The sequence below is a fragment of the Streptomyces sp. CA-249302 genome (assembly GCF_050936785.1).
Taxonomy (GTDB): Bacteria; Actinomycetota; Actinomycetes; order Streptomycetales; family Streptomycetaceae; genus Streptomyces.
In genome coordinates this window covers 914,981-941,330 of sequence record NZ_JBNJMG010000001.1, presented here as the reverse complement: position 1 = coordinate 941,330, position 26,350 = coordinate 914,981, and the positions used below count along the sequence as shown (strand labels likewise).

Annotated in this window: 22 protein-coding genes and 2 pseudogenes; 16 read left to right on the top strand and 8 right to left on the bottom strand. The window is 70.3% G+C overall.

The features are described from left to right. Nucleotides 1-9: 9 nt before the first annotated feature. The 5 genes from ACQEWB_RS04225 to ACQEWB_RS04205 all read right to left on the bottom strand — a co-directional run bounded on the left by ACQEWB_RS04225 (nt 10) and on the right by ACQEWB_RS04205 (nt 5,071). Nucleotides 10-1,671, bottom strand: a complete 1,662-nt coding sequence (locus tag ACQEWB_RS04225) for a thiamine pyrophosphate-binding protein (RefSeq protein WP_432827151.1) — start codon at nt 1,669-1,671, stop codon at nt 10-12. Beyond that, nucleotides 1,668-2,708, bottom strand: coding sequence for an amidohydrolase family protein (locus tag ACQEWB_RS04220; RefSeq protein WP_432827149.1), 1,041 nt, complete (start codon nt 2,706-2,708; stop codon nt 1,668-1,670). The genes ACQEWB_RS04225 and ACQEWB_RS04220 overlap by 4 nt, the downstream gene beginning before the upstream one ends. A 77-nt stretch (nt 2,709-2,785) precedes the next feature. Beyond that, on the bottom strand, nt 2,786-3,634 hold the full coding sequence (locus ACQEWB_RS04215) for an HpcH/HpaI aldolase family protein (RefSeq protein WP_432827147.1): 849 nt from the start codon (nt 3,632-3,634) through the stop codon (nt 2,786-2,788). Then, nucleotides 3,612-4,244, bottom strand: a complete 633-nt coding sequence (locus tag ACQEWB_RS04210) for an SRPBCC domain-containing protein (protein WP_432827145.1) — start codon at nt 4,242-4,244, stop codon at nt 3,612-3,614. Before ACQEWB_RS04210 ends, ACQEWB_RS04215 begins: the two co-directional genes overlap by 23 nt. 26 nt (nt 4,245-4,270) lie before the next feature. Continuing rightward, nucleotides 4,271-5,071 (bottom strand): ABC transporter ATP-binding protein, encoded by an 801-nt coding sequence (locus tag ACQEWB_RS04205; protein ID WP_432827143.1) that lies wholly within the window; start codon nt 5,069-5,071, stop codon nt 4,271-4,273. 294 nt (nt 5,072-5,365) lie between these two features. Between ACQEWB_RS04205 and ACQEWB_RS04200 the strand changes: the two genes are divergently transcribed. From ACQEWB_RS04200 to ACQEWB_RS04185, 4 genes are all read left to right on the top strand, one after another. Beyond that, on the top strand, nt 5,366-7,030 hold the full coding sequence (locus tag ACQEWB_RS04200) for a carboxylesterase/lipase family protein (protein ID WP_432827141.1): 1,665 nt from the start codon (nt 5,366-5,368) through the stop codon (nt 7,028-7,030). A 271-nt stretch (nt 7,031-7,301) separates the two neighbouring features. Continuing rightward, on the top strand, nt 7,302-7,964 hold the full coding sequence (locus ACQEWB_RS04195; RefSeq protein ID WP_432827139.1) for an alpha/beta hydrolase: 663 nt from the start codon (nt 7,302-7,304) through the stop codon (nt 7,962-7,964). Then, nucleotides 7,895-8,065: a hypothetical protein gene (locus ACQEWB_RS04190; protein WP_432844408.1), complete on the top strand. Its 171-nt coding sequence runs from the start codon at nt 7,895-7,897 to the stop codon at nt 8,063-8,065. The genes ACQEWB_RS04195 and ACQEWB_RS04190 overlap by 70 nt, the downstream gene beginning before the upstream one ends. Nucleotides 8,066-8,115: 50 nt before the next feature. Further along, nucleotides 8,116-9,831: a carboxylesterase/lipase family protein gene (locus ACQEWB_RS04185; RefSeq protein ID WP_432827137.1), complete on the top strand. Its 1,716-nt coding sequence runs from the start codon at nt 8,116-8,118 to the stop codon at nt 9,829-9,831. 86 nt (nt 9,832-9,917) lie between these two features. Here the strand turns inward: ACQEWB_RS04185 and ACQEWB_RS04180 are convergent, their stop codons facing one another. Then, on the bottom strand, nt 9,918-10,547 hold the full coding sequence (locus ACQEWB_RS04180; protein WP_432843637.1) for a TetR/AcrR family transcriptional regulator: 630 nt from the start codon (nt 10,545-10,547) through the stop codon (nt 9,918-9,920). A gap of 251 nt (nt 10,548-10,798) precedes the next feature. Between ACQEWB_RS04180 and ACQEWB_RS04175 the strand changes: the two genes are divergently transcribed. From ACQEWB_RS04175 to betA, 11 genes are all read left to right on the top strand, one after another. Beyond that, nucleotides 10,799-12,145 carry an aminomethyl transferase family protein gene (locus tag ACQEWB_RS04175; RefSeq protein ID WP_432827135.1) on the top strand — a complete coding sequence of 449 codons (1,347 nt, stop codon included), beginning with the start codon at nt 10,799-10,801 and terminating at the stop codon, nt 12,143-12,145. A 220-nt stretch (nt 12,146-12,365) separates the two neighbouring features. Then, nucleotides 12,366-13,763 carry a potassium channel family protein gene (locus tag ACQEWB_RS04170; protein ID WP_432827133.1) on the top strand — a complete coding sequence of 466 codons (1,398 nt, stop codon included), beginning with the start codon at nt 12,366-12,368 and terminating at the stop codon, nt 13,761-13,763. Nucleotides 13,764-13,851: 88 nt separating this feature from the next. After that, on the top strand, nt 13,852-14,745 hold the full coding sequence (gene folP / locus ACQEWB_RS04165) for a dihydropteroate synthase (RefSeq protein ID WP_432827131.1): 894 nt from the start codon (nt 13,852-13,854) through the stop codon (nt 14,743-14,745). Between the two features lie 175 nt (nt 14,746-14,920). Continuing rightward, a complete protein-coding gene (locus ACQEWB_RS04160; protein WP_432827129.1) occupies nt 14,921-16,264 on the top strand; it encodes an aminomethyl transferase family protein in 1,344 nt (447 codons plus the stop codon). 134 nt (nt 16,265-16,398) lie between these two features. Then, a complete protein-coding gene (locus tag ACQEWB_RS04155; RefSeq protein ID WP_432827127.1) occupies nt 16,399-17,271 on the top strand; it encodes a methylenetetrahydrofolate reductase in 873 nt (290 codons plus the stop codon). Then, the gene (purU, locus tag ACQEWB_RS04150) at nt 17,268-18,173 is read left to right on the top strand and encodes a formyltetrahydrofolate deformylase (protein ID WP_432827125.1); all 906 of its coding nucleotides are present in this window, start codon (nt 17,268-17,270) and stop codon (nt 18,171-18,173) included. Before ACQEWB_RS04155 ends, purU (ACQEWB_RS04150) begins: the two co-directional genes overlap by 4 nt. Before the next feature lie 31 nt (nt 18,174-18,204). Then, the gene (locus tag ACQEWB_RS04145; protein WP_432827123.1) at nt 18,205-19,074 is read left to right on the top strand and encodes a bifunctional 5,10-methylenetetrahydrofolate dehydrogenase/5,10-methenyltetrahydrofolate cyclohydrolase; all 870 of its coding nucleotides are present in this window, start codon (nt 18,205-18,207) and stop codon (nt 19,072-19,074) included. Between the two features lie 35 nt (nt 19,075-19,109). Then, the gene (locus tag ACQEWB_RS04140) at nt 19,110-20,141 is read left to right on the top strand and encodes a chorismate-binding protein (protein ID WP_432827122.1); all 1,032 of its coding nucleotides are present in this window, start codon (nt 19,110-19,112) and stop codon (nt 20,139-20,141) included. A 42-nt stretch (nt 20,142-20,183) separates the two neighbouring features. Next, nucleotides 20,184-21,107 carry a LacI family DNA-binding transcriptional regulator gene (locus ACQEWB_RS04135; RefSeq protein WP_432827120.1) on the top strand — a complete coding sequence of 308 codons (924 nt, stop codon included), beginning with the start codon at nt 20,184-20,186 and terminating at the stop codon, nt 21,105-21,107. A 167-nt stretch (nt 21,108-21,274) separates the two neighbouring features. Next, nucleotides 21,275-22,636, top strand: a complete 1,362-nt coding sequence (locus ACQEWB_RS04130; protein ID WP_432827118.1) for an aminomethyl transferase family protein — start codon at nt 21,275-21,277, stop codon at nt 22,634-22,636. A gap of 112 nt (nt 22,637-22,748) precedes the next feature. Further along, nucleotides 22,749-24,419, top strand: a complete 1,671-nt coding sequence (betA, locus tag ACQEWB_RS04125) for a choline dehydrogenase (RefSeq protein WP_432827116.1) — start codon at nt 22,749-22,751, stop codon at nt 24,417-24,419. A 60-nt stretch (nt 24,420-24,479) separates the two neighbouring features. On the opposite strand, the pseudogene ACQEWB_RS04120 reads toward betA, so the two are convergent. Together ACQEWB_RS04120 and purU (ACQEWB_RS04115) are read right to left on the bottom strand one after the other, a co-directional pair. After that, nucleotides 24,480-24,557 (bottom strand): annotated as a pseudogene (locus ACQEWB_RS04120) (formyltransferase family protein); the annotation flags it as partial. Continuing rightward, nucleotides 24,551-24,679, bottom strand: a pseudogene (gene purU, locus ACQEWB_RS04115) (formyltetrahydrofolate deformylase); the annotation flags it as partial. The pseudogenes ACQEWB_RS04120 and purU (ACQEWB_RS04115), both read right to left, overlap by 7 nt. Before the next feature lie 196 nt (nt 24,680-24,875). On the opposite strand from purU (ACQEWB_RS04115), the gene ACQEWB_RS04110 reads away from it, so the two are divergent. Continuing rightward, nucleotides 24,876-26,345: an aldehyde dehydrogenase family protein gene (locus tag ACQEWB_RS04110; RefSeq protein ID WP_432827114.1), complete on the top strand. Its 1,470-nt coding sequence runs from the start codon at nt 24,876-24,878 to the stop codon at nt 26,343-26,345. The last annotated feature ends 5 nt before the right edge of the window (nt 26,346-26,350 follow it).

Here is a 26,350-nt window from a genome sequence, read left to right as displayed (position 1 = left end):
TCTCCCTCCTCATACGTCCTCGCCGAACAGGAGGCGGCGGTAGGGGACGCTGCGCACGCTGCGGGTGACGCGGACGTCGACGACGGTGGGGCGGGGGTCGCGCACGTAGTCGGCGAGGGCGGTGCGCAGTTCGTCGGTGGTGCGGACGGTGGCGCCGGATCCGCCGAGGGCGACCGCGACCGGCCCCAGTTCGGGTGTCGGGATCAGGGCCAGCTCCGGATCGAGGCCCTTGGCGGCCGACTTGTGGTACTCGGCGCCGAGACCCTCGTCGTTCATCACGACGACGAGCACCGGGATGCCGTAACGGCACGCCGTCTCGAACTCGGGAAGGTGCATCAGGAAGCTGGCGTCGCCCTCCACCACGAACGAGGGCCGTCCGCCGTCCGCGACGATCTTCCCGATGGTGAGCAGCGGGGCCTGGCCGATGGCCCCGAACATGCCGTAGTTGGAGACGACTTCGCGTGAGCGCTGGAACAGCATCGTGCCGAAGTCGGTCTGGTGACCGCTGCCGAGGACGAGACCGATCTCGCCGGGGAGTCCGGCGTCGATGACACAGATCGCCTCGCGCGGGTCGACACGGTCCGGCTCGCTCACGTATCCGCCGGGCTCCTCCGCAGGAGCGGCCAGCCGGCGGCGTACCTCGGCGGTGTGGAAGCCCTCGGCCCTGACCGAGCGACGGCTCAACTCCCGTTCCAGTTCCGTGAGCGCGGTGACCGCGTCCGCGCGGAGGTAGCAGTCGGCGATGCGGCCGTTGCCCATGACCAGGTGCTCGGCGGTGTCGATCTGGACGTACCGCGCCTCGGGGAAGAGGTAACCGTGCTCGGTGGTGTAGTGGTTGAGGCCGGCGCCGACGGCGATCACGCAGTCGGCCTGCTGGAGCAGGTCCATCGCGGTCCGGTTGCCGTACAGGCCGGAGATGCCGACGTGGTGCTCGGTGCGGTCGTAGAGCCAGTTCTTGGCCTGGAGGGTGGTGGCCAGCAGGGCGCCGGTGCGCTCCTGGAGGCGCAGGACGTGTTCTCCGGCGCCGGCCTGGCGGGCCCCGCGCCCCGCGATGATCACGACGCGTTTGCTCGCCTGCACGATGTCGGCGGCGCGGGTGACGCGGGCCGGGTCGGGCAACGGCCGCTGCCGGTCGATGAGTTCGGTGGACGGCGTGTAGGGGACGGGGTCCAGGCCGTCGCCGTAGGCGTGCTGCTGGATGTCGATGGGGGCGCTGAGCATCACCGGGCGGGACTCGGTGCGCGCGAGGTAGAAGGCCCGCTGGACGGCCTCCTCCGCCTGGTCCGCGCGGGAGAGGTGGACGAACCCGCACTCGATCGCGGCGGCGAAGCGGCCCTGGTCGAGGTACTGGGCGGCGGCCCGGTCGCCCCAGGCGGTCTCACCGCAGAAGGCGACCAGCGGGGTGCGTGCCCGCGCGGCGACGATCATGGAGGTGGCCAGCTGCGAGACGCCCGGACCGCTGGTCGTGGTGAGGACGCCGGGCCGGCCCGCGGCGCGCGCCCAGCCGTCGGCCATACCGAGCCCGGAGCCCTCGTGACGCACCTCGTACAGCCGCACCCCGCGCTGTGCCAGCGCGTTCATCCAGTGCATGTTGGCGTCGCCCATCATGCCGAAGACGTCACTGGTGCCCTCCCGGACGAACGCCTCGGCGAGCGCTTCGTAGACCTTCAACTCCGGCTCCCTTCCAGGGCGTTCTTCAGGCGTGGGTACACGCGCAGCGCGTTGCCGCCCTGGATGAGCCGGCGGTCCTCGTCGCTGAGGGAGTCCACGGAGTCGAGGAGGTGCTTCGTGTCGTCGAAGCGGTGGCCGGTCTCCGGGTCGACGCCACGGACGGCGCCGATCATCTCCGAGGCGAAGAGGACGTTCCGGGCCGGAATGACGTCCACCAGCAGTTCCATCCCGCGCCGGTGGTACACGCAGGTGTCGAAGAAGACGTTGTCCAGGACGAGTTCCTCCAGCGGAGGACGACCCTGGTCCTGCATCACGCCCCGGTAGCGGCCCCAGTGGTACGGGACGGCACCACCGCCGTGCGGGATGACGAACCTCAGCGTCGGGAAGTCGGTGAACAGGTCCGACAGGCACAGCTGCATGAACACGGCGGTGTCGCCCGCGAGGTAGTGGGCGCAGGTGCCCTGAAGGGCCGGATTCCGCGACATCGCCACGTGCAGCATCGCCGGGACGTCGAGCTCCACCATCTTCTCGTAGAGCGGGTAGTAGACCTTGTCGGTGAGCGGCGGGGCCTGCCAGTAGCCGTCGGACGGATCGGGGTTGAGCAGACAGCCGACGAAACCCAACTCGCCGACACAGCGCTCCAGTTCGGTGGCGCTGGCGCGGACCGACGAGGCGAGGGCGTCGCCCGGCGACTGGGGCAGCTGGCAGACGCCGACGAAGCGGCCGGGGAAGAGGCCGCAGACGCGGGCGATCAGGTCGTTGCTGACGCGGGACCAGACCAGGCTGGTCTCCTCGTCGCCGTAGTGGTGGGCCATCTTCCCGGCACCCGGCGAGAACAGCGCCACGTCGACGCCGCGTTCGTCCTGGAGCTTGAGTTGGCCCTGTTCGACGGCGGCCCGGATCTCGTCGTCGCCGATGCGCAGTTCGTCGGGGGAGAGGCGCGCGCCCGTTTCCTCGTACGCCTTGATCTGCCGCTCCCGCCATCTGCCGAGCGCCGGCGGGGCCGTCGTGAAGTGGCCGTGGCAGTCGATGAGCATGGGTGTCCTTAGGAACGTCGGGTGGTCCGGGGGAACGTGGGGTGGTCCGGAGGAGTCGCGGGTGCTCCGGGGATCGATCAGTCGCGGCCGGTCAGGGAACGGCCCAGGTCCAGGCCCGGGTAGCTGCGCACGGGGGCCGACATCAGGAAGCGGTAGCCGTCGTCGAGCACCTGCTTGACGTTGTCGGCGGTGACGTGGGGGTGGCCCACCGCGACGCCCCGCGCGAGGCAGGCGTCCAGGACGCGGCGCTTGCTCTCCGCCATCCGGGGATGGTCGTACTGGCGGGGAACGCCGAGCTCCTGGCTCATGTCACCCTCGCCGACGATGACGAGGCCGACGCCGGGCACCTCGTCGAGGATGCGCGGCAGGTTGGCGACGCCGAGCTGGTCCTCGATCATGAGGGCGACGAGGATCTCCCCGTCCGGATCCAGCGGCCACACCCCGCTCTTCGCGTAGTACTGCTGGTTGGTGAGACCCCAGTAGCGGGCCGCGGCGGCCGGGCTGTCGCCGCGCAGCCCGGCGGGTTCGTGGCGCGGATCGTCGGGCAGCGAGGGGTAGCGGCAGGCGGCGACCGCGTTGCGGGCCTCCTCGACGGTGGCGACGTGCGGCCATACGACGCCGTACGCACCGAGATCGAGGACCTGCTTGGCGTGCCACTGGGCCCGCTCCGCGCCATTGGCCGGGATGCGGACGAGCGGGGTGGGGCCCTCGGCCGCGACGATCTGACGCCGGTTCAGCAGGTACTGGAGGCTGTCGCGGAGCGCGACGACGTCCCAGGGCTTGTGCTCCATCTCGAAGACCAGGGCGTCGTAGCGGGTGGTGGAGAACTCGACCGCGGCGGCGGGGTCGGCAGGAGCGAAGGACGCGAAGACGTGCTCCCCGGCGGCAAGGCCGGCGATGGCCCTATTGAGCCGTTGTGCTGCCACGGGCGGCCTCCTTCTTAGAAGCGGGGGTCGAGGCGGGCCGGGCGGTTCGCCGCCCGTGCAGCAGCCGGGACCACCACGTCCTGAGCCGGCGGAGTGCTCCTCCTTTTGCTGATGAATCGTCAATTTGATCTGGTGCGACAGGAATGGGAGTTACGACGGACTCGCCGCAGCGCTCGATCAGCTCGGCCGAGAAGTCCTTGGCCATGCGCGATACGACGACCCCGGCGCCGGATTCGATGAGCGGGGCGAGCTTGCCGGAGAGTGTCACCTCGCCCTGCAGCGTCATGCGCGAGCCTGCCCTCGTCGGCTCCTCGGCGACCTGGAACTCGGCGGTACTGGCGAAGCGGGTGGCGCCCTGGCCGTCCCGGCCGCGGGCCGTGAGGCGGCCGGAGCGCTCGGACTCGTCGAGCTCCAGCGTGACCCGGGCGGTGAACCTGACCCGGATCCCCCCGAATCCGACGACCAGGGTCCCGTCGAAGGAGCCGTCGTCGTGCGGCTGGCCGAGTTCTGCGCCGCGTATGCAGGACACGACGGCGGAGGGGTCGGAGACGACCTCCCAGACGCGTCTCGAGGGACTCGGTACGGTGATCTCTTCCGCGATCGATATCAAGTGTGTCGACCTCGCTTCGCGATGTGCTAGGCCGCGTCCGATGACCGGACGTCGGAGGTGAACAGGCCCCAGAGGTCGTTGTAGATCTCGGAGAACTCGCGCGACTCGACGAGGGAGCCGATGGTGCGGGGGCGTTCGAAGGGGACGGGGAGGGTGCGCCGGATGGTGCCGGGACCCTCGGACATCACGATGACCTCGTCGGCCAGGTAGATGGCCTCGTTGAGGTCGTGCGTGACGAAGACGAGCGTGCCCCGCTGCTCCTCCCACAAGTGGAGCAGTTCCTGCTGGAGGTTGAGCCGGGTGAGGGCGTCCAGCGGCCCGAAGGGCTCGTCCATCAGCACGATGGACGGTTCGTAGATCAGCGCCCGCGCGATCGCGCAGCGCTTGCGCATACCGCCGGACAGCTCGCGCGGGTAGTGGTCCTCGAACCCGGTGAGGCCGACGAGCCCGATCCAGTGGGCGATGCGCTCCGCACGCTCCTGCTTCGGGACCTTGCGGAACTTCAGCGCCAGTCCGACATTGGCCCGCACGCTGAGCCAGGGCAGCAGGTTGGCCTGCTGAGTCACGTACGCCGCCTCGGAGTTGACGGCGGTGACCGGTTCGCCGCCGAAGTACACCCGCCCGGAGGACGGGGCGAGCAGGCCGGCGGCGAGGTTGAGCAGGGTGCTCTTCCCGCACCCGCTGGGTCCGATGACGGCGACGAACTTGCCGCGGTCGATCTGGAACGACACGTCCTCGATCGCCGGCCGGTGGCTGCCCGGGAACTCCAGGGTGACGTTCTCGAAGCGGAGGGCTTCAGTCTGCGAGGCGCGCTGTTTGGACGACATCCATGGTCTCCTCGACCGATCAGGTGAGGTGGGTGGGTCGGCCCGTCGACGGGGGTCAACACGCAAAGTCGGTACCGAGATTGTCCGACAAGAACTTCAGGGAACGTAACGCCGTCGACCTACGGCTGCAAGAGGTGTGCAGGAAGTAGAGGTGATTCTCAGGAAGCCAAGTCTCGGGCGGAGCAAGATTGTTGGACAATCTCTGTCGCGCATATTGCCCACAATATTGCTGGGCGACTACGTTCACTCACCGCAGTTCACTGTTCCCGATCGCAGAGTCAGGAGCTGGGAACCATGAGCAGAACGAGACCTTCCAACAGAGTCGCCGTCGCGTTCGCCTCGGCGGGCGTGCTGGGCCTGGGACTGCTGTCCCCGGTCGCGTCCGATGCCCTGAAGTCCGGTCCGGATGCCGCAGGGCGCCCCGCGTCCCTGGTGGTGCGGACAGCCGCCGGCAAGGTCCGCGGCGACAGCAGGACCGGCTACGACGAGTGGCTCGGCATCTCCTACGCGGCCGATCCCACCGGCGCCGACCGGTGGAAGTCCCCGCAGCCCGTGGCCAAGTGGTCGGGTGTGCGCAACGCCACCGCCTTCGCCAACCGGTGTGCCCAGAACACCGGTTGGGACCCCGGCTACGAGAAGACCATCACCAGCGAGGACTGCCTCGCCCTCAACGTGTACGTCCCCGACGGCGCCAAGGCCGACGCCCCCGTCGTGGTGTGGATCCACGGCGGCGGCAACACCGGCGGCGCGGGCCAGGACACCGACCCACGGAAGTTCGTCCAGCAGACCGGCGCGATCATCGTCACCGTCAACTACCGTCTGGGCGCCCTCGGTTTCCTCAACCTGCCCGAGTTGCGGGCCGAGAGCGGGAACGGTCCCGGCAACTACGGACTGCTCGACCAGCAGGCCGCCCTGCGCTGGGTGCACACCAACATCGCGCGGTTCGGCGGCAGTCCGAAGAACGTGACCATCGCCGGACAGTCCGCCGGCGGGAGCGCGGTCTGCGACGAGCTCGCCTCGCCCACCGCCAAGGGCCTGTTCGCGCACGCCGTCATCGTCAGCGGCGGCTGCAACCTGCAGACGACGGCCGCGGGGCAGGCGCAGAGCACGGCGTTCGTGAAGACCGTCGGCTGCGACACCGCCTCCGACGTCCTCACCTGTCTGCGCGCCAAACCCGCCGCCGAACTCCTCGCCGCCCAGAAGAAGTCGGGCGTCTCACCGTCCGTCGGCGGCACGGCCTTCCCGGTGAACCCCGGGACCGCCGTGCAGACCGGGAACTTCAACCGAGTGCCGGTGATGCTGGGCCAGACCAACAGCGAGCGCGGCCTGTTCACCTTCCAGAACTACGACTACCTCGGCACCCCCATGACCGCCGCCGTGTATGAACAGCAGGTGCGCGCCACCTACGGCGCGAACGCCGACAAGGTCCTGGCGGAGTACCCGCTCAGCGCGTACGGCACCCCCGGCGAGGCCTGGACCGCCGTCCAGAACGGCTCCACCTCCTACACGCGCCAGCAGCTGTTCGGCTCGCTCTCGCGGTATGTGCCCACCTACGCCTACGAGTTCGCCGAGAGCGACACCCCGCACTTCACCTCGATCCACCTACTCCAGCAGAAGAGCGAAACGGCGCGCGACTTCCCGTTCGGGGGCGCGATCCACGTCGACGACCTGGGCTACATCTGGGAGTACCTCGGCCAGACCCTGCCCTACGACGACGACCAGCTGGAGCTGTCCCACCAGATGATCAGTTACTGGGGCCACTTCGCCGACGACGGGAACCCCAACGGGTCACGGACCCCCGACTGGCCCAAGTACAGCATCGACACAGGGAAGTTGATGTCCCTGAAGGCCTGCGACACCGCCCCGTCGGGCAATCGGGCCCCGGCGGCCTGCTCCAAGGCAACCGACGGCTTCGCGGCCGAGCACGACCTCGGCTTCTGGGCGAGCCTGCCGAGCTGACGAGGACGATCACACCAGCCATCCCCAGTTCCTGTTCCGCCGTTGGGAGTTGCTTCACCATGCCCTTCTCCGTCATACGCCGCGGAACAGCAGCACTCCGCACCCTCGCGGTGCCGGCCGCCGTGCTCGTCCTCACGGCGGCCGGCACCGCCGCACACGCAAGCAGGAAAGCCGACACCGCACACCGTCTCGCCCCGCAGGTCGTCCACACCGATACCGGCCCCACGGGCTACCAGGTGACCTTCCGCTACAAGGACTCCCGCACCGGCGTGTGGTCCTACACGGTCCCGCTGCCGTCCGGCGTCTTCAACTACGGCTTCCACGTGGACTGTGCCAGCTCGACCCAGACCGGGTGCACCGAGGTGTCGGACCCGGGCAACCCGACCTGGAACACGAGGAACGGCAGGACCACCGGCTCGGTCCAGGCGCTCAGCCAGGTCTACTCGCGGACGTTCCCTATCCGACGTCCAGCCCGATCATTCCCGCGGGCACGAACCGCCTGGCCGTCTACACCCCGCCCGGCTACGACCCGCACCGGTCGACTCCGTACCCGACCGTCTACCTGTTCAGCGGTGGCGACAACGAGACGGACTGGACCACCCAGGGCAATGTGTCCAACATCCTGGACGACCTCATCGACACCGGACAGATCCAGCCGATGGTGGTCGTGATGCCCAACTCCCTCGGAGAGACCGCCGATTCCAGCGGCTATCCGGCCTTCGACGCCAATCTGGCCCTGGAGTCATCGCTCCCTTCACCGTCCCGGACGCGTCGGACATCAGTGAGGCACAGGTCACGGCGATCAAGAAGGCGGGAGTCTTCGTCGGCGGCGGCTGGCAGGAACCGAGCGTCACGCCCGGCGGCGTGCACGGAGCGGGTCACTCCTACCACGCCCGCGTCGTGTCCACCCCGGCCGGGGAGGGCGTGGGCCTGACGGCGGACTTCGTCAACGGCGGCCACGAATGGTTCGTCTGGCGCCAGTTGATCAGGGACTTCCTCACCCGCACCGCCTTCCTCCCGCCGGTGACGGGCTGAACCGGCCCCCCACCACGAGCCTTCATCCGCACACTGCTCAGGAGACCCGAATGACCGTGCCAGAAAGCCGACGCGCCCTCCCCACGGACTCGCCGCTCCACCGGCGGGACTTCCTCGGCCGGACCGCCGCCGTCGCCGCGGCCGCCGTCCTCCTCGACGCGGTCGGCGCGCAGTCCTCGTCGGCGGCGGAGCCGTCCCGGGAGGGCCCGGTGCGCATCGACACCGGCCTGGTCTCCGGCGTCGCCGCCGCGGCGACCGGCGTCACCGTCTTCAAGGGCATTCCGTACGCGGCCTCCACGGCCGGCGGGAACCGCTGGCGCCCGCCGCAGCCGGCACCGTCGTGGAAGGGCGTCCGCAAGGCCGACACGTTCGGCGACGCACCCCCGCAGGCGTCGACCACCCTCACCATGAGCGAGGACTGCCTCAACCTCAACGTCTGGACGGGTGCCAGGAGCTACCGTGAGCGGCGCCCCGTCTACGTATGGCTCTACGGCGGCGGATTCTCGGCCGGAACCGGCTCGGACCCGAGCTTCGACGGCTCGGTCCTCGCGAGCAAGGGCATCGTCGTGGTCACCATCAACTACCGCCTCGGCGCCCTGGGTTTCCTCGCCACACCCGAACTCAACGCGGAGGACCCGCACGGTGTGTCCGGCAACTACGGTCTGCTGGACCAGATCGCTGCCCTCAAGTGGGTACGGCGGAACATCGCGGCGTTCGGCGGCGACGGACACCGTGTCACCGTGGGCGGCCAGTCCGCCGGCGCGGGCTCCACCGACATGCTGTCCATGTCCCCGCTCACCACCGGGCTCTTCCGGCGCTCCGTCGCCGAGAGCCAGGTCCGTTACCCCAGCGACCCCGAGTTGCGCTACCTCGGCGTCTCACTCAGGAAGATGGACACGGCCCTCGAACAGGGCCCCGCTTACGCCGCCTCGAAAGGCGCGAGCACACTGGCGGAGCTCCGCGCCCTGCCGTGGCAGGACTTCACGGACGGCGCCACGCTCAAGGACGAGACCGTCGACACCAAGTCCGTGGCGAAACCACCGCTGTTCAGGCCAGTGGTCGACGGCCGCGTCCTGCCGGCCGGCTATCTGGCCACCTACGAGGCCCGGGCGCAGAACGACGTCTGGTACCTGGCCGGCAACAACCTCGACGAGAGCGGAGCCGTACCGGACACCGCCTTCGCCTACTGGCGCGAGGCGGGTTATCCGGACCGCCCCGGCGCCCCGCCCGTCCATGTCACCCTCGACGACTACATCAGCGCCGCACGCCGGAAGTTCGACGCGATGGCCGACGAGTTCCTCGCTCTCTACCCGGCCACCACGGACGACGAGGCGGCCCGCGCCAGCAACGACGCGATCCGCGACAACTCGCGCGTCTCGACGTACCTCTGGAGCGGGGAATGGACGAAGGGTGCCGACCGCCCGGTGTACACGTATTTCTGGACCCACCGCCCGCCGGGCCCCGACCACGACATCCGGGGCGCGTACCACGGCTCCGAGATCGTCTACTTCTTCGGCAACCTCTACCCGGACACGCAGGCCTGGACCGACCAGGACCGCGAGATCGCCGACACCCTGTCCTCCTACCTGGCCAACTACGTCGCCACCGGCAACCCGAACGGCCGTGGGCTGCCCAACTGGGCGCCGTACAGGCCCGGTTCACCCACGGTCATGGAGATCGGCGAGCACTACGGCCCGATGAAGGTGGCGTCCCGCGAGAAACTCGACTTCTGGAGGCGCTACTTCGCCACGCAGGACGCCTGGTAGACCGCTCGGCCCACCCCCGACGCGTCCCGCGGCGCCGTACCGGGATGTGCAGCAGGTCGCTGCCCAGGATCACGCTGCGACCGTGATCAGTCGGCCGAACGCCGCCTGCAATCGCCGTCGCGACGGGCCGCGCCGTACAGGAACACCCGGACGGCGACCGAGATGCTCTCCCGGACCTCCGCGTCGTCGGGCTTGTGCGGGGAGTTGGTCAGCAGCCGCATCTGGGCGTCGCCCAGCATCGCCTGGTACAGCTGCGCCGCGGCGCGCAGCGGGTCGGTCACGTCGATCTCGCCGGCGTCGCGGGCCTCGCGCAGGTAACCGGCGAGAACGGCGTGGCCCGCCGCGGGGCCGTGCTCGAAGAAGGCCCGGCCGACCTCGGGCATGCGCTCCGCCTCGGCGGTGACCAGACGGTGCAGGGCGATGGCCTGAGGAGTCAGGACCAGGTCGGCGAAGTGGCCGCCCAGGGCCGTGAGGGTGGCGGCGAGGTCGGCGTCGGGCGGGGTGAAGGAGTTCACCGGCCGCGACCACTCGTCGCACAGGGTCTCCACCGCCGACTGGAACAGCGCGGCCTTGTCGGCGAAGTGGCGGTACAACGTCGCCTTCGAGCCACCGACCTTCGCCAGCACGTCCTCCATCGAGACACCCGAGTAGCCCTTGGCGATGAACAGCTCGCCGGCCTCGCTCAGGATCAGCTTCCGCCGGTCCGCCGCCCTCATCCTCTGCACGGTCGACATCGTATAAGCCGCTTCCTGTGCTGGTGGGTGCGCTGGTCCGGGTCCGTTTCGACTGCCCGCGCACCGCCTCTTGTGTCTGCACCCGATCGATCTGTACTGTACCGTACAGTACCGCTGCTGGCCGGGGCCCGACCCTGCCGTACCGCATGCGTACATCGAGCCGAAAAGACCTTCACCTCCCCACCCGCTGTAGAAGCGCACGCGGTTGCGCCGGCATGACATGGAGGAAGCACATGGCACACCTTGAGGACGAGATCCGCGCGGCCGGCAGCCCGCTGGCGCTGCTGCGCGGCGGGCGGTCGGGGGCGTACCCCTTCCCGATCCGCGCCGAGTTCACCAACTGGCGTGACGAGCAGGAGAGCTGGCGCACGACCGCCGCGCTGATGGACCTCTCCCACCACATGACCGACCTCACCGTGGAGGGCCCGGACTGCTACCGGCTGCTCTCCGAGCTCGGCGCGAACAGCTTCAAGGGCTTCGGCCCCATGCAGGCCAAGCAGTTCATCGCGGTCAACCACGACGGTTACCAGATCGGCGACTGCATCCTGTTCTGCCTGGCCGACAACCTGGTCCGGCTCGTGGGACGGCCACCGGCCCTCAACTGGGTCCAGTTCCACGCCGAGACCGGCGGCTACGACGTCACCCTGCGCCGCGACGAGCGCACCGCGCAGAACCGGAACGGCCGCGAGTTCTACCGCCTCCAGCTCCAGGGCCCGCACGCCTCGGCGATCTTCGAGGAGGCCAACGGCGGTCCCATGCCGGACATCCCCTTCTTCTCCATGGGCCGCTTCAACATCGGCAAGTACGAGGTCACCGCCCTCAACCACCGTATGTCCGGCTTCCCCGGCCTGGAGTTCTTCGGCCCCTACGCCGACATCGACGGCGTCCGCGACACGCTCCTGGAGGCAGGTGAGCCCTACGGGATACGTCAGGTGGGCGGCCGCGCCTATGCCTCGGTGGCCACGGAGTCGGGCTGGATCGCCTCCACCGTGCCCGCCGTCTACTCGGGCGAGAGCATGAAGCCGTACCGCGAGTGGCTGGGCGCGCGCACCTTCGAGGCGAACCTGTCGACCGGCGGCAGCTTCGTCCCGGAGAAGGTCGAGGACTACTACGTCACCCCGTACGACCTCGGCTACGGCCACATCCTCAAGTTCGACCATGACTTCATCGGCCGTGAGGCCCTGGAGGCGATGCGCGGACGCAAGCACCGCAAGAAGGTGTGGCTGTCCTGGCACCGCGACGACGTCGCCCGCGTCTACGCGAGCATGTACGAGCAGGGCGACCGCCGCTTCAAGTACATCGAGCAGCCCGCCGCGTTCTACTCGGCCTCCCAGTTCGACCGCGTCGAGGCCGACGGCAGGCTCATCGGGCTGTCCACGCTGTGCAGTTACTCGTCCAACGTCCGCGGCTGGATCTCCGTCTGCATGATCGACGCGGACGAGGTGGGCTACGGCCGCGAGGTCGACCTGGTCTGGGGCGAGCCGGACGGCGGCTCGGCCAACCCGACCGTGGAGCGGCACGCGCAGACCACCATCCGCGCGACCATCTCCCGCAGGCCGTTCGCGAGCGACAAGCACTGACGGCACCCCTGGTCAGGGCACGGGTCCCGGGCCACCCCCGGGACCCGTGGGCCGGACGCACGCAAGATTAGATTCCGCGCGCAGTCCGCCCGCCGCCCCTACCATCGCCCCTACCGCAAGAGTGATCGAACACCTCGCCCGCAGAGCCTGTGTCACATCCCCGGCCCGGGCGCGCCGAGGTCTCCCTCTCAAGCCCTCTTACGGCAGGACACCCTCCATCGTGACCACGCACCCGGCACGCACCGGCACCGCCCACCACTACGTCGTCATCGGCGAGACGCACCTCGCGAGCCGTGTGTGCGCCACGCTGCACGACGGACCGCACACGGCCGAACACCTCGCCCGCCCCCGCGACGAGGACCTCCGCGCCGCGATGGGCAGGCGCCCGAGCGGCGTCGCCGTGCTCCTCCACGACGACGTGGCGGCCCTGCGCTACGCCCTCGCCGTCGCCCACCTCTCACCCACCACCCCGCTGGTCGCGACGGTCTTCGACCGCACGGTGGCCGACGAACTCGGCCGCCTGCTGCCGCAGTGCGCTGTCACCTCGCCCGCGGACCTCGTGGCACCCGCGCTGGCCGGTCCCTGCCTGGACCCGGCCGTCATAGCGGTGCAGCGGCACGGAGACCGGATCCGGGCCGTCCGCGAGAACCAGGACGCCCTGTACACAGAGGACTGGCAGCACAGGCCGCGGCCGAGGTGGCGGGACCGGGCGGGCTGGGCCCTGCGCCAGCTACGGCCCCACGACGCGGGCACCCGCCTGCTGGTCGTGGGCATGCTCGCCGTCCTCGCGGTGCTCGCCGGCGACTGGGCATGGCTCGTCGGGCACGGCCACCCTCCGGCGGAGGCACTCTTCGACGCGGCGCGGGTGGTCGCGGGGGTCGGCCCGGCGGTGGCCCCCGAGGAGGCCCACGGCTACCAGGTCCTTGCGGCACTCGCCATGCTGAGCACCGTCGCCTTCACCGCGCTGTTCACCGCCGGCGTGGTGGAGCGGCTGCTCGGTCCGAGGCTGATCGGCCTCGTCGGGCCGCGCACCCTGCCGCGCTCCGGTCACGTCATCGTGGTCGGCATGGGGCAGGTCGGCATGCGCCTGTGCGTCGAACTGCGCGCCCTGGGCGTACCCGTCGTCGGCGTCGAACGGGACCCGCGGGCCTCCGCCGCACGGCTCGCCCGCAGCCTCGGGGTGCCGGTCATGACCGGGAACGGCGTCGACCGCCACGTGCTGGAGCGACTCCGGCTGCGGCACGCACGCGCCCTCGCCGCGGTCGGTTCCGACGACCTCGACAACATCGCCGTCGCCATCGCCGCCCATGGCGTCGCCGACCACATCCGGGTGCTGATCAGGGCCGGCGAACACGAGGCCATCGCGGAGACCCGCTCCCTTCTGCCCATGGGGACCATCAGGGACGTCACCGGCATGGCGGCCGCCTACGTCGTCGCCCGCCTCCTCGGCGAGCCGGTGGCCGGCGTCGTCGCCCACCAGGGACACATCCACCTCCAGAGCCCCGACGACACCTTCAGCGGCAGCGCACCGCGGGACCGGGCCCGCTGCGCACACCCGCCCGCCGGACCCACGACCCGGATTCCGCTCCCCGGAAGAGTGATCACAATCCGTAACTAGATCGATTAAGTATTTTCCTGTACCCTCACCACCGAATCGATTGAGCATTCCTTTCCCGAGGGACGTGGGAACAAGGAGGTTGCCGCTGATGCCGACCATCGAAAGCGCCGCTCCCGAGCGGCCGAGAACCCTCGCACCCCCGGACGGGCTTCCCCGCCCCGGCCGCTGCCTGGTGATGGGCATCCTGAACGTGACGCCCGACTCCTTCTCCGACGGCGGCCTGTACGCGGACACCCGCGACGCGATCGACCGCGGACTGGCCCTCGCCGCCCACGGCGCGGACATCGTCGACGTCGGCGGCGAGTCCACCAGACCCGGAGCGCGGCCCGTGTGCCTCGACGAGGAGCTGGCCAGAACCCTTCCGGTGGTACGCGAACTCGCCCGGGCCGGCGTATGGGTGAGCGTCGACACCATGCACGCCCCCGTGGCCCGCGCCGCGGTCGAGGCGGGCGCGCGACTGGTGAACGACGTCAGCGGCGGCCTGGGTGATCCGGCCATGGCGCGGACGGTCGCGGTGGCGGGTGTGCCGTACGTCGCCATGCACTGGCGCGCGCCGAGCCGCGAGATGGACCGGCACGCCGAGTACGACGACGTGGTCGCCGACGTCATGGCCGAACTGGGCGGCCGGCTCTGGCAGTTGACGGAAGCCGGGATCGACCCCTCCCGTATCGCCCTCGACCCGGGACTCGGCTTCGCCAAGCGGCCCGAGCACGACTGGGCGCTGCTGGCGGGGCTGGACAGGCTGCGGGAGCTGGGACTTCCGCTGCTGGTCGGCGCGTCGAGGAAGCGGTTCATCGGCGCGGCCCTCGCGGAGGCGGGCGCCGGCGAGGTGCCGCCCGCGGAGCGCGACGTGGCGACGGCTGCTGTCTCCGCGCTCGCCGCCGTCGGCGGCGCGTTCTGCGTCCGGGTGCACGACGTCCGCGCGAGTCTCGACGCGGTGCGGATGGCCGCCGCCTACGTCGAGTACCGGGACTGCACATAAAGATTGCACGGCCGGGGCCTCTGCCGGGCCGGGCCGTGTTTGGTAGCGTTCGCTAGATCGTTTTAGCTCCCAACCGATCGGCTTGTGCCGCGTGTTGAGCCGTTCGCTGTCGAGTACTAAATCGATCTAGTTCACTTGGTTCATCCGGGACGAACAGCGCAGAAAAGGAGCCGCAATGGCAATCCCCTCCCTTCAGGACGGCATCGACAAGGCCGGATCGCCGATCCGACTGCTCTGGCAGCCGAACGCCGAGCCGTGGACCCCCGAGGTCGTCGAGCGCGAGTACACCGGCTGGCGTCAGGAACAGGCCGCCTGGCACGAGGGCGTGGCCCTGCTCAACCTCTCGCACCACATGTACGACATGTGGATCGAAGGCCCGGACGCCACCCGGGTGCTGGCCGACCACGGCGTCAACAACTTCGAGAAGTTCGCGATCGGACAGGCCAAGCAGTACGTGCCGGTCACCCGCCACGGCCACATCGTCACCGACGGGATCCTCGCCCGCGAGGGCGAGAACAAGTACCTGCTCAGCGGCATCCCCGCCGCCCAGCACTGGGTGCAGTACCACGCCGAGAAGGGCGGCTACGACGTCGCCTTCGAGACCGACGCGTCCTCCGCCTTCCGCCCCGGCGGCGGCGACCCCAAGCTGTTCCGCTACCAGATCCAGGGCCCGCTGGCCGCCGAACTCGTCGAGCGGGCCTTCGGCGGACCCCTGCCGGAGACCAAGTTCTTCCACTCGACGGCCGTCACCCTGGACGGGCGCCCCCTGCGCGCCCTGCGCCACGGCATGGCCGGCCAGGCCGGCTTCGAGTTCATCGGTCCCTGGGAGCACGCCGCCTACGTTCACGAGACGTTCCTCAAGATCGGCGAGCCGCTCGGGCTGATCCAGGTCGGCGCCCTGGCGTACGCCACGCCGAGCGTGGAGAGCGGCTGGATCCCCTCGCCGGTACCCGGCATCTACACGGACCCCGAGCTGGAGGAATACCGCAGGTACCTGCCCCTGTTCGGCATCGAGGGCAAGCGCCCGCTGAACGGCAGCCACTTCTCGGAGGACATCGCGGACCACTACGTCTCGCCGTACGAGCTCGGCTACGGCAAGCTGATCCACTTCGCCCACGACTTCGTGGGCCGGGACGCCCTGCTGAAGGCCAAGGACGCGCCGCGCCGCACCAAGGTCACCCTCGTCCTCGACCCCGAGGACGTGCGCACGGTCATCGGCGAGGGTCAGGACCCCGGGTTCGTGCTCTCCTACGCCCGGCACCGGGTGGAGGCCGGCACCGGTCTGGTCGGCGTCACCATGCAGAGCGCCTCGATCGACCCGGTCGGCACGGTCCTCGCGCAGACCCTGATCGACGCCGAGCACGCCGTGCCGGGCACCGAGGTCGCGGTCGTCTGGGGCGAGCACCCCGGCTCCGGTACCGACCCCGAGGCGGACCTCGGCTTCCCGCGGATCCGCGCCACCGTGCAGCCGTCCCCCTTCAACGAGCACGCGCGGACCCTCTACCGCCACGACCGCTGACATCCGCCGCCCACCGCAGGGCACCGCCCGGACCCGCCTGCCGACCTGACGTCAGGTCGACGGGTCCGGCGGTGGTGCCCCCGGTCGGGCCCGTGGACCCGGCCCCAGCAGGCGAGAAAGCGAGACGAAAGACGATGAACCCCACCGGCACGGCACCGACAGCGGTCGGCACCGCACTCCTCGAGGACTTCTCCCTGGAGATGACGGGGAAGGACGTCCCCAAACTGGAGGAGGCCCGCGACTCCATTCCCCGGGGCACCCGGATCAACGTCACCTTCCTCGGAAACGAGGACCTGGAGATGCGGCTTGCCGCCGCCCGCGCGGTCAAACGCCTCGGCTTCGTGCCGGTACCGCACATATCCGCCCGCCGCCTCGGATCGCGCGACGACTTCGAGCGCTTCCTGGCCGGCCTCCAGGCCGACGGCACCTCCGACAACGTCTTCCTCGTCGGCGGCGACCCGGACTCGCCCGAGGGCCCCTACGCCGACTCCCTGTCCCTGATCGACACGGGACTGCTCCAGGAGTACGGCGTACGGCACGTCGGCATCACCGGATACCCGGAAGGGCACCCCGCGATCGACGGCCCGACCCTGTGGTCCGCGCTCCAGGGCAAGCACGCCGCCCTCGCCGCCCAACCCCTGGAAGGCGGCGTCATCACCCAGTTCGGCTTCGACGTCGACCCGGTGCTCACCTGGGTGGAAGAGGTCCGCCGCCGCGGCATCGCGGTCCCCATCAGGATCGGCGTGCCCGGGCCCGCCGGAGTGCGCCGGCTCATGTCGTACGCCGCCCGGTTCGGCGTCGGCACCAGCGCCTCGGTCGTCCGCAAGTACGGGCTCTCCCTGACCAACCTCATGGGCACCGCGGGCCCGGACCGCTTCCTGCGCGACCTCGCCGCGGCCCACGACCCGTCCCGGCACGGCGAGTTGAAGATCCACTTCTATACGTTCGGCGGGCTCAAGGCCACCTCCGACTGGGCCGCCCGCTTCCGGAAGGACAGCCTGGCATGACCCTCACGCAAACCGCCCCGGCCCGCACCACCACCGGGAAGCCGCCCGCCGAGCAGGCCTCGCTGATCGTGCAGGGCGCGGACGCCACCGGCATCGTCGCGGCGGTGACGTCGGTCCTGAGCAGCCACGGCGCCAACATCGTCTCCCTCGACCAGTACTCCGACAACCCGCAGGGCGGCGCCTTCTTCCAGCGCACCGTGTTCGGCCTCGACCATCTGCGGGCCGTGCTGCCCGCCGTGCGGGCCGACCTCGACGAGCGGCTGGTGGGGGAGTACGGGCTCAGCTACACCCTGCGGGACATGTCCGTGCCCAAGCGGGTCGCGATCTTCGCCTCCAAGTCGGACCACTGCCTGCTCGACCTGCTCTGGCGCCACCGGCAGGGCCAACTCCCCGTCACCGTCGCCATGGTGATCTCCAACCACCCCGACGTGGCCGAGGAGGTGCGCGGCTTCGGCATCCCCTTCTTCCACGTGCCCTGCCAGGGCGCCGACAAGTCCGCCGCCGAGGCGGAGCACCTGCGGCTGCTCAAGGGCAACGTCGACTTCGTCGTCCTGGCCCGCTACATGCAGATCCTCTCCGGCGACTTCATCGAGAACGTCGGCGTGCCGATCATCAACATCCACCACTCCTTCCTGCCCGCCTTCATCGGCGCCGGGCCCTACGCCAAGGCGAAGGAGCGGGGCGTGAAGCTGGTGGGGGCCACCGCCCACTACGTCACCCAGGACCTGGACGAGGGCCCGATCATCGAGCAGGACGTCGTCCGGGTCACCCACGCCCACACCGCGACCGACCTCACCCGCCGCGGGGCCGACGTGGAACGCGCCGTGCTCTCCCGCGCCGTGCTGTGGCACGCCGAGGACCGGGTCATCCGCGAGGGCAACCACACCATCGTCTTCGCCTGACCGGGCCCGCCCCAGAAAGCGGTTCGCCACCATGACCACCACCATCGACGGCGCCGGGATCGCCCGGCGGATCCGCACCCAGGTCGCCGAAGCGGTCGCCACGATCGCGGCCGACGAGCCGGGGCGAACCCCCGGCCTGGCCACCATCCTCGTCGGCGACGACCCGGCCAGCGCCGTGTACGTCGCCGCCAAACGGCGTGCCATCAAGGAAGCCGGCATGCGCGACTTCCATCGTCATCTGCCCGGCCACGCCACCCATGACGACGTGGCCGCGGTGATCGACGGGCTCGCCGCCGACCCACAGGTCTCCGGCATCCTGCTCCAACTCCCGCTGCCCGCGCACCTCGACGGAGTCGCGCTCATCAACCGCATCCCCGTCACCAAGGACGTCGACGGCCTCACCACCGCGAGCGCCGGCCGCCTCGCCCGCGGGGAGCGCGGGCTGCGGCCGTGCACTCCCAGCGGTGTCATCGAGCTCCTCGACGCCGAGGGCATCGCGCTCAAGGGAGCCCAGGTCGCGGTGGTCGGCTGGGGCGAACTGGTCGGCCGGCCGCTGGCCCAACTCCTGCTGCGGCGCGGGGCGACCGTGTCCGTCGCCCACGAACACACCACCGACCTCGCGGCGGTCACCCGCCCCGCCGACATCGTCGTGGTCGCCACCGGCGTCCGCGGGCTGGTCGGCCCGGAGCACGTCCGCCCGGGCGCCGTCGTCATCGACGTCGGCATCCACCGCACGCCCTCCGGTCTGACCGGCGACGTCCGCTCCGCCGAACTCGACGGCATCGCCGACCGGATCACCCCGGTCCCCGGCGGTGTCGGCCCGATGACCATCGCGATGCTGCTGGTCAACACGGTGCTCGCCGCACAGTGGGGCGCCGAACGTGAGGCCGTGGCGGCATAGACGCCTGCGAACCGGACAACGACAGGAGGCGCGCGATGGACGAACCACCGCCCATGGCCCTGCTCGGCGGGCGGCTCGCCACCGGACTCGTGGACGTCACCAGGGACCCCTCGGCGCTGGACTCCGAGGGCTTCTGGGCCGTGGCCGCCGACTTCGAGGGCCGGCCGACCTGCGCCCGCTTCCGCGACGTACGACCGGCCGAGGGCCACGACATCCCGGCCGCCCCGTGGCACGGGCCACCCACCGACTCCTGGTCCACCTCGCTCGACCGCCGCGCATACAAACAGGGAGTGACCCGCATCCGTGAGCACATCGCGGCCGGCGAGGTCTACCAGGCGAACCTGTGCCGGGTCCTGTCCGCTCCCGTCGCCCCGGGCGCCGACGTGGCGGCGCTGGCCACGCTGCTGGTACGGCACAACCCGGCGCCGTACGCGGGATTCATCCGTCTCCCGCGCCACGGCGTGGAGTTGGCCACCGCCTCGCCGGAGCTCTTCCTCCGCCGCGACGGCAGGTACGTGACCTCGGGCCCCATCAAGGGCACCGGCCGCACCGAGGCCGACCTGCTGGAGAAGGACCACGCGGAGAACGTGATGATCGTCGACCTGGTCCGCAACGACCTCGGCCGGGTGTGCGCCACCGGTTCCGTGACCGTGCCCGACCTGTGCATCGTGGAGAAGCACCCCGGCCTCGTCCACCTCGTGTCCACGGTCGACGGGCTCCTGCGTGACGGCGCGGGCTGGCCGGAGCTGCTGGCGGCGACCTTCCCGCCCGGCTCCGTCACCGGGGCACCCAAGGAGAGCGCCCTGCGGATCATCGAGGAACTGGAGACCTCACCCCGGGGCCCCTACTGTGGGGGCATCGGCTGGGTCGACGCCGACCGCGGGCGGGGCGAACTGGCCGTGGGCATCCGCACGTTCTGGATCGACCGCGCCCAAGGACTCCTGAAGTTCGGCACGGGAGCCGGCATCACCTGGGGCTCGGAGCCGGAGCGGGAATGGCAGGAGACACGGCTGAAGGCGCGCCTGCTGCTGGCCATCGCGTCGGCGGGACATCCGGACACCACGTAGGCTGGCCTTTCAGGCTTAATCGATCTACAGGAGTGTGCCGGGATGGGCCGTTCAGGCCGGGTGACGTTGACCGACGTGGCCAAGGCGTCCGGCGTGTCCCGGGCGACGGTGAGCTTCGTGCTCAACGACGACCCTCGGCAGACGATCTCCGCGGCGACCCGGCAGCGGGTCCTGGACGCCGCCCACGACCTGGGCTACGTCGTCCACGGCATCGCCCGCGCGCTGCGCGAGGGGTCCTCGCGGATCGTCGTACTCCACGTCGACCACGGCATGGAGGGCAACTTCTCCCGCAGCTACGTCCAGGGCCTGGACGAGGAGCTGGCCGAACACGACCACGTCCTCCTCGTCCGGCACGGGCAGGGGGCGCCCGAGTCCACGCAGAAGATCCTCGACGCCATCGCGCCGCGCGCCGTGCTGCGGCTCGGCGAGGTCTACATGCAGGGACAGGAGCCGGAGGAGGACTGGGAGAACGGGTTCGCCGCCAACGCGGCGCTTCAGATCCGGTACCTCGCGGAACGGGGACACACCCGGATCGCCATGGCCCTGCCCGACCACGAGTTCCCGCTGACCGGGGCGCGCCTCCGCTTCGCCCGGGAAGCCGCCCGGCGGCTGGAGCTCCCGCCCCTCGAACGCTTCGTCGTACCCCGGCCCCGGGGAGCCGGAGCGGCCGCCGTCGAGGCGTTCCTCGCCGCGCACCCGCAGGTGACCGCCCTGGCCGCCTTCGACGACGACATCGCCCTGCGCACCCTGACCGCGCTGCGCGACCTCGGGCGGCGCGTGCCCGAGGACGTGGCCGTGATCGGCTTCGACGAGACCGAGTACGGCTCCCTGACCACGCCCGCGCTCACCACCGTCCACATCGACGCCGAGATCCTCGGCCGGATCGCCGCCCGCAACGCCCTGGGCATCGACAGCGGGGGACTGGCGCCGGTCCCCGGGCACATCGTGGCCCGCGCGTCGGCGTAACCGCAGGCCGCGGTAGCCGAGCCGCGCACCACCGACTCCGGTGGAAATGATCTACAACGACCCCGGTGCTGCTGTCGGCAGGGTCTGTTACGGTCCCACTTAACCGATCTAGTTGCTTCTTCGTTACCGGACGAACGAAGAGGCGTACATGTTGCTGGAGGATCCCCGTGGACATCGCCGACGCGCAGCGCAGCACGTACGAAGCGGTCCTTCGGTTGAAGGACGCCCCCTTCGTCGCCGAGCGGCCGCCGTACTTCAGCCCGGCCGTGGCGGCCCAGGACCGGAGTAACGGTCTGGGCGGCTACGGCGCCTTCGCCCAGACCCTGCTGCCGCTCGAGTACACGAGCTGGACCGAGGAGTGCACCGCGCACGTCACGTCCTGCTACGTCGGCGACTGGTCGTCCCTGCACAAGGTCGTCGTCCGGGGGCGGGAGGCGCTGGACTTCCTGGCCTGGCTGGGCATGCGGGACCTCTCCCGCTTCGAGCTCGGCGGAATCAAGCACCATGTCCAGCTCGACGCGAGCGGCTGGGTCGCGTCCGAGGGGATCGTGTGCCGCCTGGACGAGGAGGAGTTCCTCTACACGGCCGGCAGCGGCGACTGGCTGATCTGGCAGCTGAGCCAGGGGAGTTGGGACGCCGAGGTCGAGGACGTCAGCCCCGAGCGGTTCATCTTCGGCATCCAGGGTCCGGCGGCCCTGGAGACGCTGGAGCAGCTGACGGGGGAGAGCCTGCGCGACATCGCCTTCAGCCGGAGCCGGATGTCGTCGATCGACGGAGTGCCGGTGCGGGTCCTGCGTACGGGCATCTCGGGCGAGCTCGGCTATGAACTGCACGGCCCCGCCGGACACGCCAACGAGGTCTGGTCGGCCACCGTCGCCGGCGGCGAGCGCTTCGGGATCCGGCAGCTGGGCCTGCGCTCCCAGCCGGTGCAGCACATCGAGGCGGGCATCGCGACGAACGGCCTCGACTACCTCCCGGCCTCCATCCTCACGCCGGGCGCGCCGAGGCAGTTCCGGCGGGGAACGCCCGGCGGCAGCTTCGTGCCGGAGAACGGCATCACCGACTACTTCCGCAAGCCGGGCGAGCTGGGCTGGGGCTTCCGCAAGGGTGTTCCCGACCGTGACTTCCTGGGCCGGGACGCGCTGGCCGCCGACGCCGCGAAGGAGGAGCCGCAGCGAACCCTCGTGGGTCTGCGCTGGAACGCCGCGGACGTCGCCGGTATCCTCACTGCACCACTGGGCGAGGGTGACCTGCCCGACCCGATGGAACTCCCGCGCGGCCGCGGCCCCGCCTTCGACCAGGTCCTCGCCGGAGGGCGGCGGGTGGGCGTGTCCACCGGCCGGACCGTCAGCGTGAACCTGCGGTCGACCATCTCCCTGTGTGTGATCGAGCCCGCCCATGCGGCGTCCGGGACGGAGCTCGCCGTGCTGTGGGGCAGGCCGGGGACCGCGCAGCGCGAGATCAGGGCGACGGTGACGGAGCTCCCCTTCAAGCCGGACCGACGGCGGACCGACGTGTCCTCGCTGTGAAACCTCGGCGAAACGCGGACCTCGTAAGTTGCGTTGGTCGCAACCTAGTGCGTATAGCGCTACTGGTATTAGCATGCGACGCGTATCTACGGCGCGAGCGAGACGAGGCACCATGGCTCCCCTGCAATACGACTTCGTCATCGTCGGCGGCGGTTCGGCCGGCAGCGCACTGGCGAACAGGCTCTCCGCGGATCCGGCGAACAGCGTGCTGGTCCTGGAGGCGGGCCGGTCCGACTACCCGTGGGACGTCTTCATCCACATGCCCGCGGCGCTGACGTATCCCATCGGCAGCCGCTTCTACGACTGGAAGTACGAGTCCGAGCCCGAGCCCCACATGGGCGGCCGGCGCGTCTACCACGCCCGCGGCAAGGTGCTGGGCGGCTCCAGCAGCATCAACGGCATGATCTTCCAGCGCGGCAACCCCATGGACTACGAGCGCTGGGCCGCCGACGCCGGGATGGAGAGCTGGGACTACGCGCACTGTCTCCCGTACTTCCGGCGCATGGAGAACTGTCTGGCCGCCGACCCCGACGACGAGTTCCGCGGCCATGACGGGCCCCTGGTGCTCGAACGCGGCCCCGCGACCAACCCCCTCTTCGGTGCCTTCCTCAAGGCCACCGAGGAGGCCGGTTACGCCCCGACGGACGACGTCAACGGCTACCGGCAGGAGGGCTTCGCCAAGTTCGACCGCAACGTCCACCGAGGCCGGCGCTTGTCGGCCTCGAAGGCGTACCTCAAGCCCGCCAGGAAGCGCCCCAACCTGACCGTGAAGACCCGGGCCCTGGTCACCCGTGTCCTCTTCGAGGGCAAGAAGGCCGTCGGCGTCGAGTACCAGCGCGGGAAGGGCGCCCTCCAGCAGGTCCGCGCCAAGGAAGTCATCCTGTGCGGCGGCGCGATCAACTCCCCGCAGCTGCTCCAGCTCTCCGGTGTCGGCAACGCGGAGGAGCTGCGCGCGCTCGGCATCGACGTCGTACACGACCTGCCGGGCGTCGGCGAGAACATGCAGGACCACCTGGAGGTGTACATCCAGTACGCCTGCAAGCAGCCCGTCTCCATGCAGCCGTACCTGGCGAAGTGGCGCGCCCCCTTCATCGGCCTCCAGTGGCTCTTCCGTAAAGGCCCGGCCGCCACCAACCACTTCGAGGCCGGCGGCTTCGCGCGCAGCAACGAGGACGTGGACTACCCCAACCTGATGTTCCACTTCCTGCCCATCGCGGTCCGTTACGACGGCTCCGTACCCGCCGGCGGCCACGGATACCAGGTCCACGTCGGGCCCATGTACTCCGACGCCATCGGCTCGGTGAAGATCAAGAGCAAGGACCCGCGCGAGTACCCGGCGCTGCGCTTCAACTACCTCTCCACCGAGCAGGACCGCCGCGAGTGGGTAGAGGCGATCCGGGTCGCCCGCAAGCTCCTCAACCAGCCCGCGCTCGCCCCCTACAACAACGGGGAGGTCTCGCCCGGCCCGTCCGTCGAGAGCGACGAGGAGATTCTCGACTGGGTCGCCAAGGACGGCGAGACCGCGCTGCATCCGTCCTGCACGTGCAAGATGGGCACCGACGAGATGTCCGTGGTCGATCCGACCAGCATGCGGGTGCACGGGGTGGAGGGGCTGCGGGTCGTGGACGCCTCGGTGATGCCGTACGTCACCAACGGCAACATCTACGCCCCTGTGATGATGGTCGCCGAGAAGGCCGCCGACCTGATCCTCGGCAAGGAGCCGCTCGCGCCGTCCAAGGCGGCGTACTACCGGCATCGTGACGCCCAGAAGCAGGCCGGCTGAGCATCGCCGGGGGCCGCGCCCCCAGACTCCCGCTTCGGCCCTGAAGGGGCCTTGTCCTCCGTATGCCTGGTCGTAGGGCTTCGCGCCCTTGAAGCTGGGGAGGAAGGAGTGGTGGATGTTGATCGCGTGGCCCGGTAACGCAGATTTTCCAGATTCGCGTTTGGATCGGAAACGTCGAAGTGGACCCTCATGAAGAAATGACCCTGGAGTCGATCATCGAACCGCCGGCTAACCAGGATGCGGCCTCCGTCGGTGCGTATTGCACAACTTGGTTAGCGATACGCAACACGGTCGGCTCGGTGCGCGCCCTCGGTCAAGGGTGGCCGCGCAACTGCTCACATGGCGAAATCGTCATCCGCCAACCCCTTGACGATTGTCCGGTCATTCGCCAAGGTGTTCCACCACAAGCAATTGGATGCACGATGCGCAACGCATTTCAGCTGAAGGGCTTGGCTCGTGGCAGACCTGTACGTTGACGGTGAATGGCGGGAACCGGTGGCCGGAGGCCACCGGGAAATCCGATGTCCTGCCGACGGTTCGCTCAGTGCGACCGTGGCGGAAGGGACACGTCCCGACATCGAGGCGGCGATCGCCGCGGCCCGCCGCGCCTTCGACGAGGGCCCCTGGCCGCACACCCCCGAGCGTGAGCGCGGCGCCCTGCTGCTGCGCACCGCCGACCTGATCGAGCGCGACGCGAAGGAGTTCGCCCGCGCCGAGTCGCTGGACACCGGCAAGCGGCTGGTGGAGAGCGAGTACGACATCGCCGACGTCGTCTCCTGCTTCCGTTACTACGGCGGGATCGCCGGCACCGACGCGGGCCGGGTGATCGACACCGGCCGCGACGACGCGGTGAGCCGGGTCGTGTATGAGCCGGTCGGGGTCTGCGGGCTGATCACGCCCTGGAACTACCCGCTGCTACAGGCCAGTTGGAAGGTGGCCCCGGCCCTCGCCGCGGGCAACACGATCGTCCTCAAGCCCAGCGAGCTCACGCCCTCCACCTCCGTTCTGCTGATGCGGGCACTGGAGGAGGCCGGACTCCCGGCCGGCGCCGCCAATCTGGTCCTGGGCACCGGTCCCGAGGTGGGCGCCCCGCTCTCCGAGGACCCGCGCGTCGACATGGTCTCCTTCACCGGCGGCCTGGAGACCGGCAAGCGCATCATGGCCACCGCCGCGGCCTCCGTGAAGAAGGTCGCGCTGGAGCTCGGCGGCAAGAACCCCAACGTGGTCTTCGCCGACGCCGACTTCGAGACCGCCGTGGACTTCGCGCTCACGGCCGTGTTCCTGCACTCCGGGCAGGTCTGCTCGGCCGGCGCCCGGCTGATCGTCGAGGACTCCCTGCACGACCGCTTCGTCGACGAGGTGGTCAGGCGTGCGCGCCAGATCCGCCTCGGTGGCCCCTTCGACCCCGAGGCCGAGACCGGCGCGCTGATCTCCGCGCAGCACCTCGCGAAGGTCGAGGCGTACGTCGCCGCGGGTCTCGCGGAAGGCGCCGTACTGCGCTGCGGCGGCGCGCGGCCCGACGACCCCGCGTTGGCGAACGGCCACTACTACCCGCCGACCGTTCTCGACGCGTGCACGCAGGACATGCGCGTGGTGCACGAGGAGTCCTTCGGGCCCGTGCTGACCGTCGAGCGCTTCACCGACGAGGACGACGCCGTACGCATCGCCAACGACACCGAGTACGGACTCGCCGGCGCCGTCTGGACACAGGACGCCGGGAAGGCCCAGCGGGTCGCCCGGCGGCTGCGTCACGGCACGGTGTGGATCAACGACTACCACCCCTACGTACCGCAAGCCGAATGGGGTGGCTTCGGGCACTCGGGCGTGGGCCGGGAGCTGGGACCGTCCGGCCTGAACGAGTACCGAGAGCCCAAACACGTCTGGCAGAACATCCAACCCCGGCCGCAACGCTGGTTCCGCGGCTGAACGCC

Excerpts from the sequence above, each read along its gene's own strand:
- ACQEWB_RS04135 (WP_432827120.1), top strand. The coding sequence starts at position 20,184 with ATGGGCCGTTCAGGCCGGGTGACGTTGACCGACGTGGCCAAGGCGTCC.
- ACQEWB_RS04175 (WP_432827135.1), top strand. The coding sequence starts at position 10,799 with ATGGCACACCTTGAGGACGAGATCCGCGCGGCCGGCAGCCCGCTGGCG.
- ACQEWB_RS04155 (WP_432827127.1), top strand. The coding sequence starts at position 16,399 with ATGAACCCCACCGGCACGGCACCGACAGCGGTCGGCACCGCACTCCTC.
- ACQEWB_RS04145 (WP_432827123.1), top strand. The coding sequence starts at position 18,205 with ATGACCACCACCATCGACGGCGCCGGGATCGCCCGGCGGATCCGCACC.
- ACQEWB_RS04185 (WP_432827137.1), top strand. The coding sequence starts at position 8,116 with ATGACCGTGCCAGAAAGCCGACGCGCCCTCCCCACGGACTCGCCGCTC.
- ACQEWB_RS04205 (WP_432827143.1), bottom strand. The coding sequence starts at position 5,071 with ATGTCGTCCAAACAGCGCGCCTCGCAGACTGAAGCCCTCCGCTTCGAG.
- ACQEWB_RS04220 (WP_432827149.1), bottom strand. The coding sequence starts at position 2,708 with ATGCTCATCGACTGCCACGGCCACTTCACGACGGCCCCGCCGGCGCTC.
- ACQEWB_RS04140 (WP_432827122.1), top strand. The coding sequence starts at position 19,110 with ATGGACGAACCACCGCCCATGGCCCTGCTCGGCGGGCGGCTCGCCACC.
- purU (WP_432827125.1), top strand. The coding sequence starts at position 17,268 with ATGACCCTCACGCAAACCGCCCCGGCCCGCACCACCACCGGGAAGCCG.
- folP (WP_432827131.1), top strand. The coding sequence starts at position 13,852 with ATGCCGACCATCGAAAGCGCCGCTCCCGAGCGGCCGAGAACCCTCGCA.
- betA (WP_432827116.1), top strand. The coding sequence starts at position 22,749 with ATGGCTCCCCTGCAATACGACTTCGTCATCGTCGGCGGCGGTTCGGCC.
- ACQEWB_RS04160 (WP_432827129.1), top strand. The coding sequence starts at position 14,921 with ATGGCAATCCCCTCCCTTCAGGACGGCATCGACAAGGCCGGATCGCCG.
- ACQEWB_RS04180 (WP_432843637.1), bottom strand. The coding sequence starts at position 10,547 with ATGAGGGCGGCGGACCGGCGGAAGCTGATCCTGAGCGAGGCCGGCGAG.
- ACQEWB_RS04200 (WP_432827141.1), top strand. The coding sequence starts at position 5,366 with ATGAGCAGAACGAGACCTTCCAACAGAGTCGCCGTCGCGTTCGCCTCG.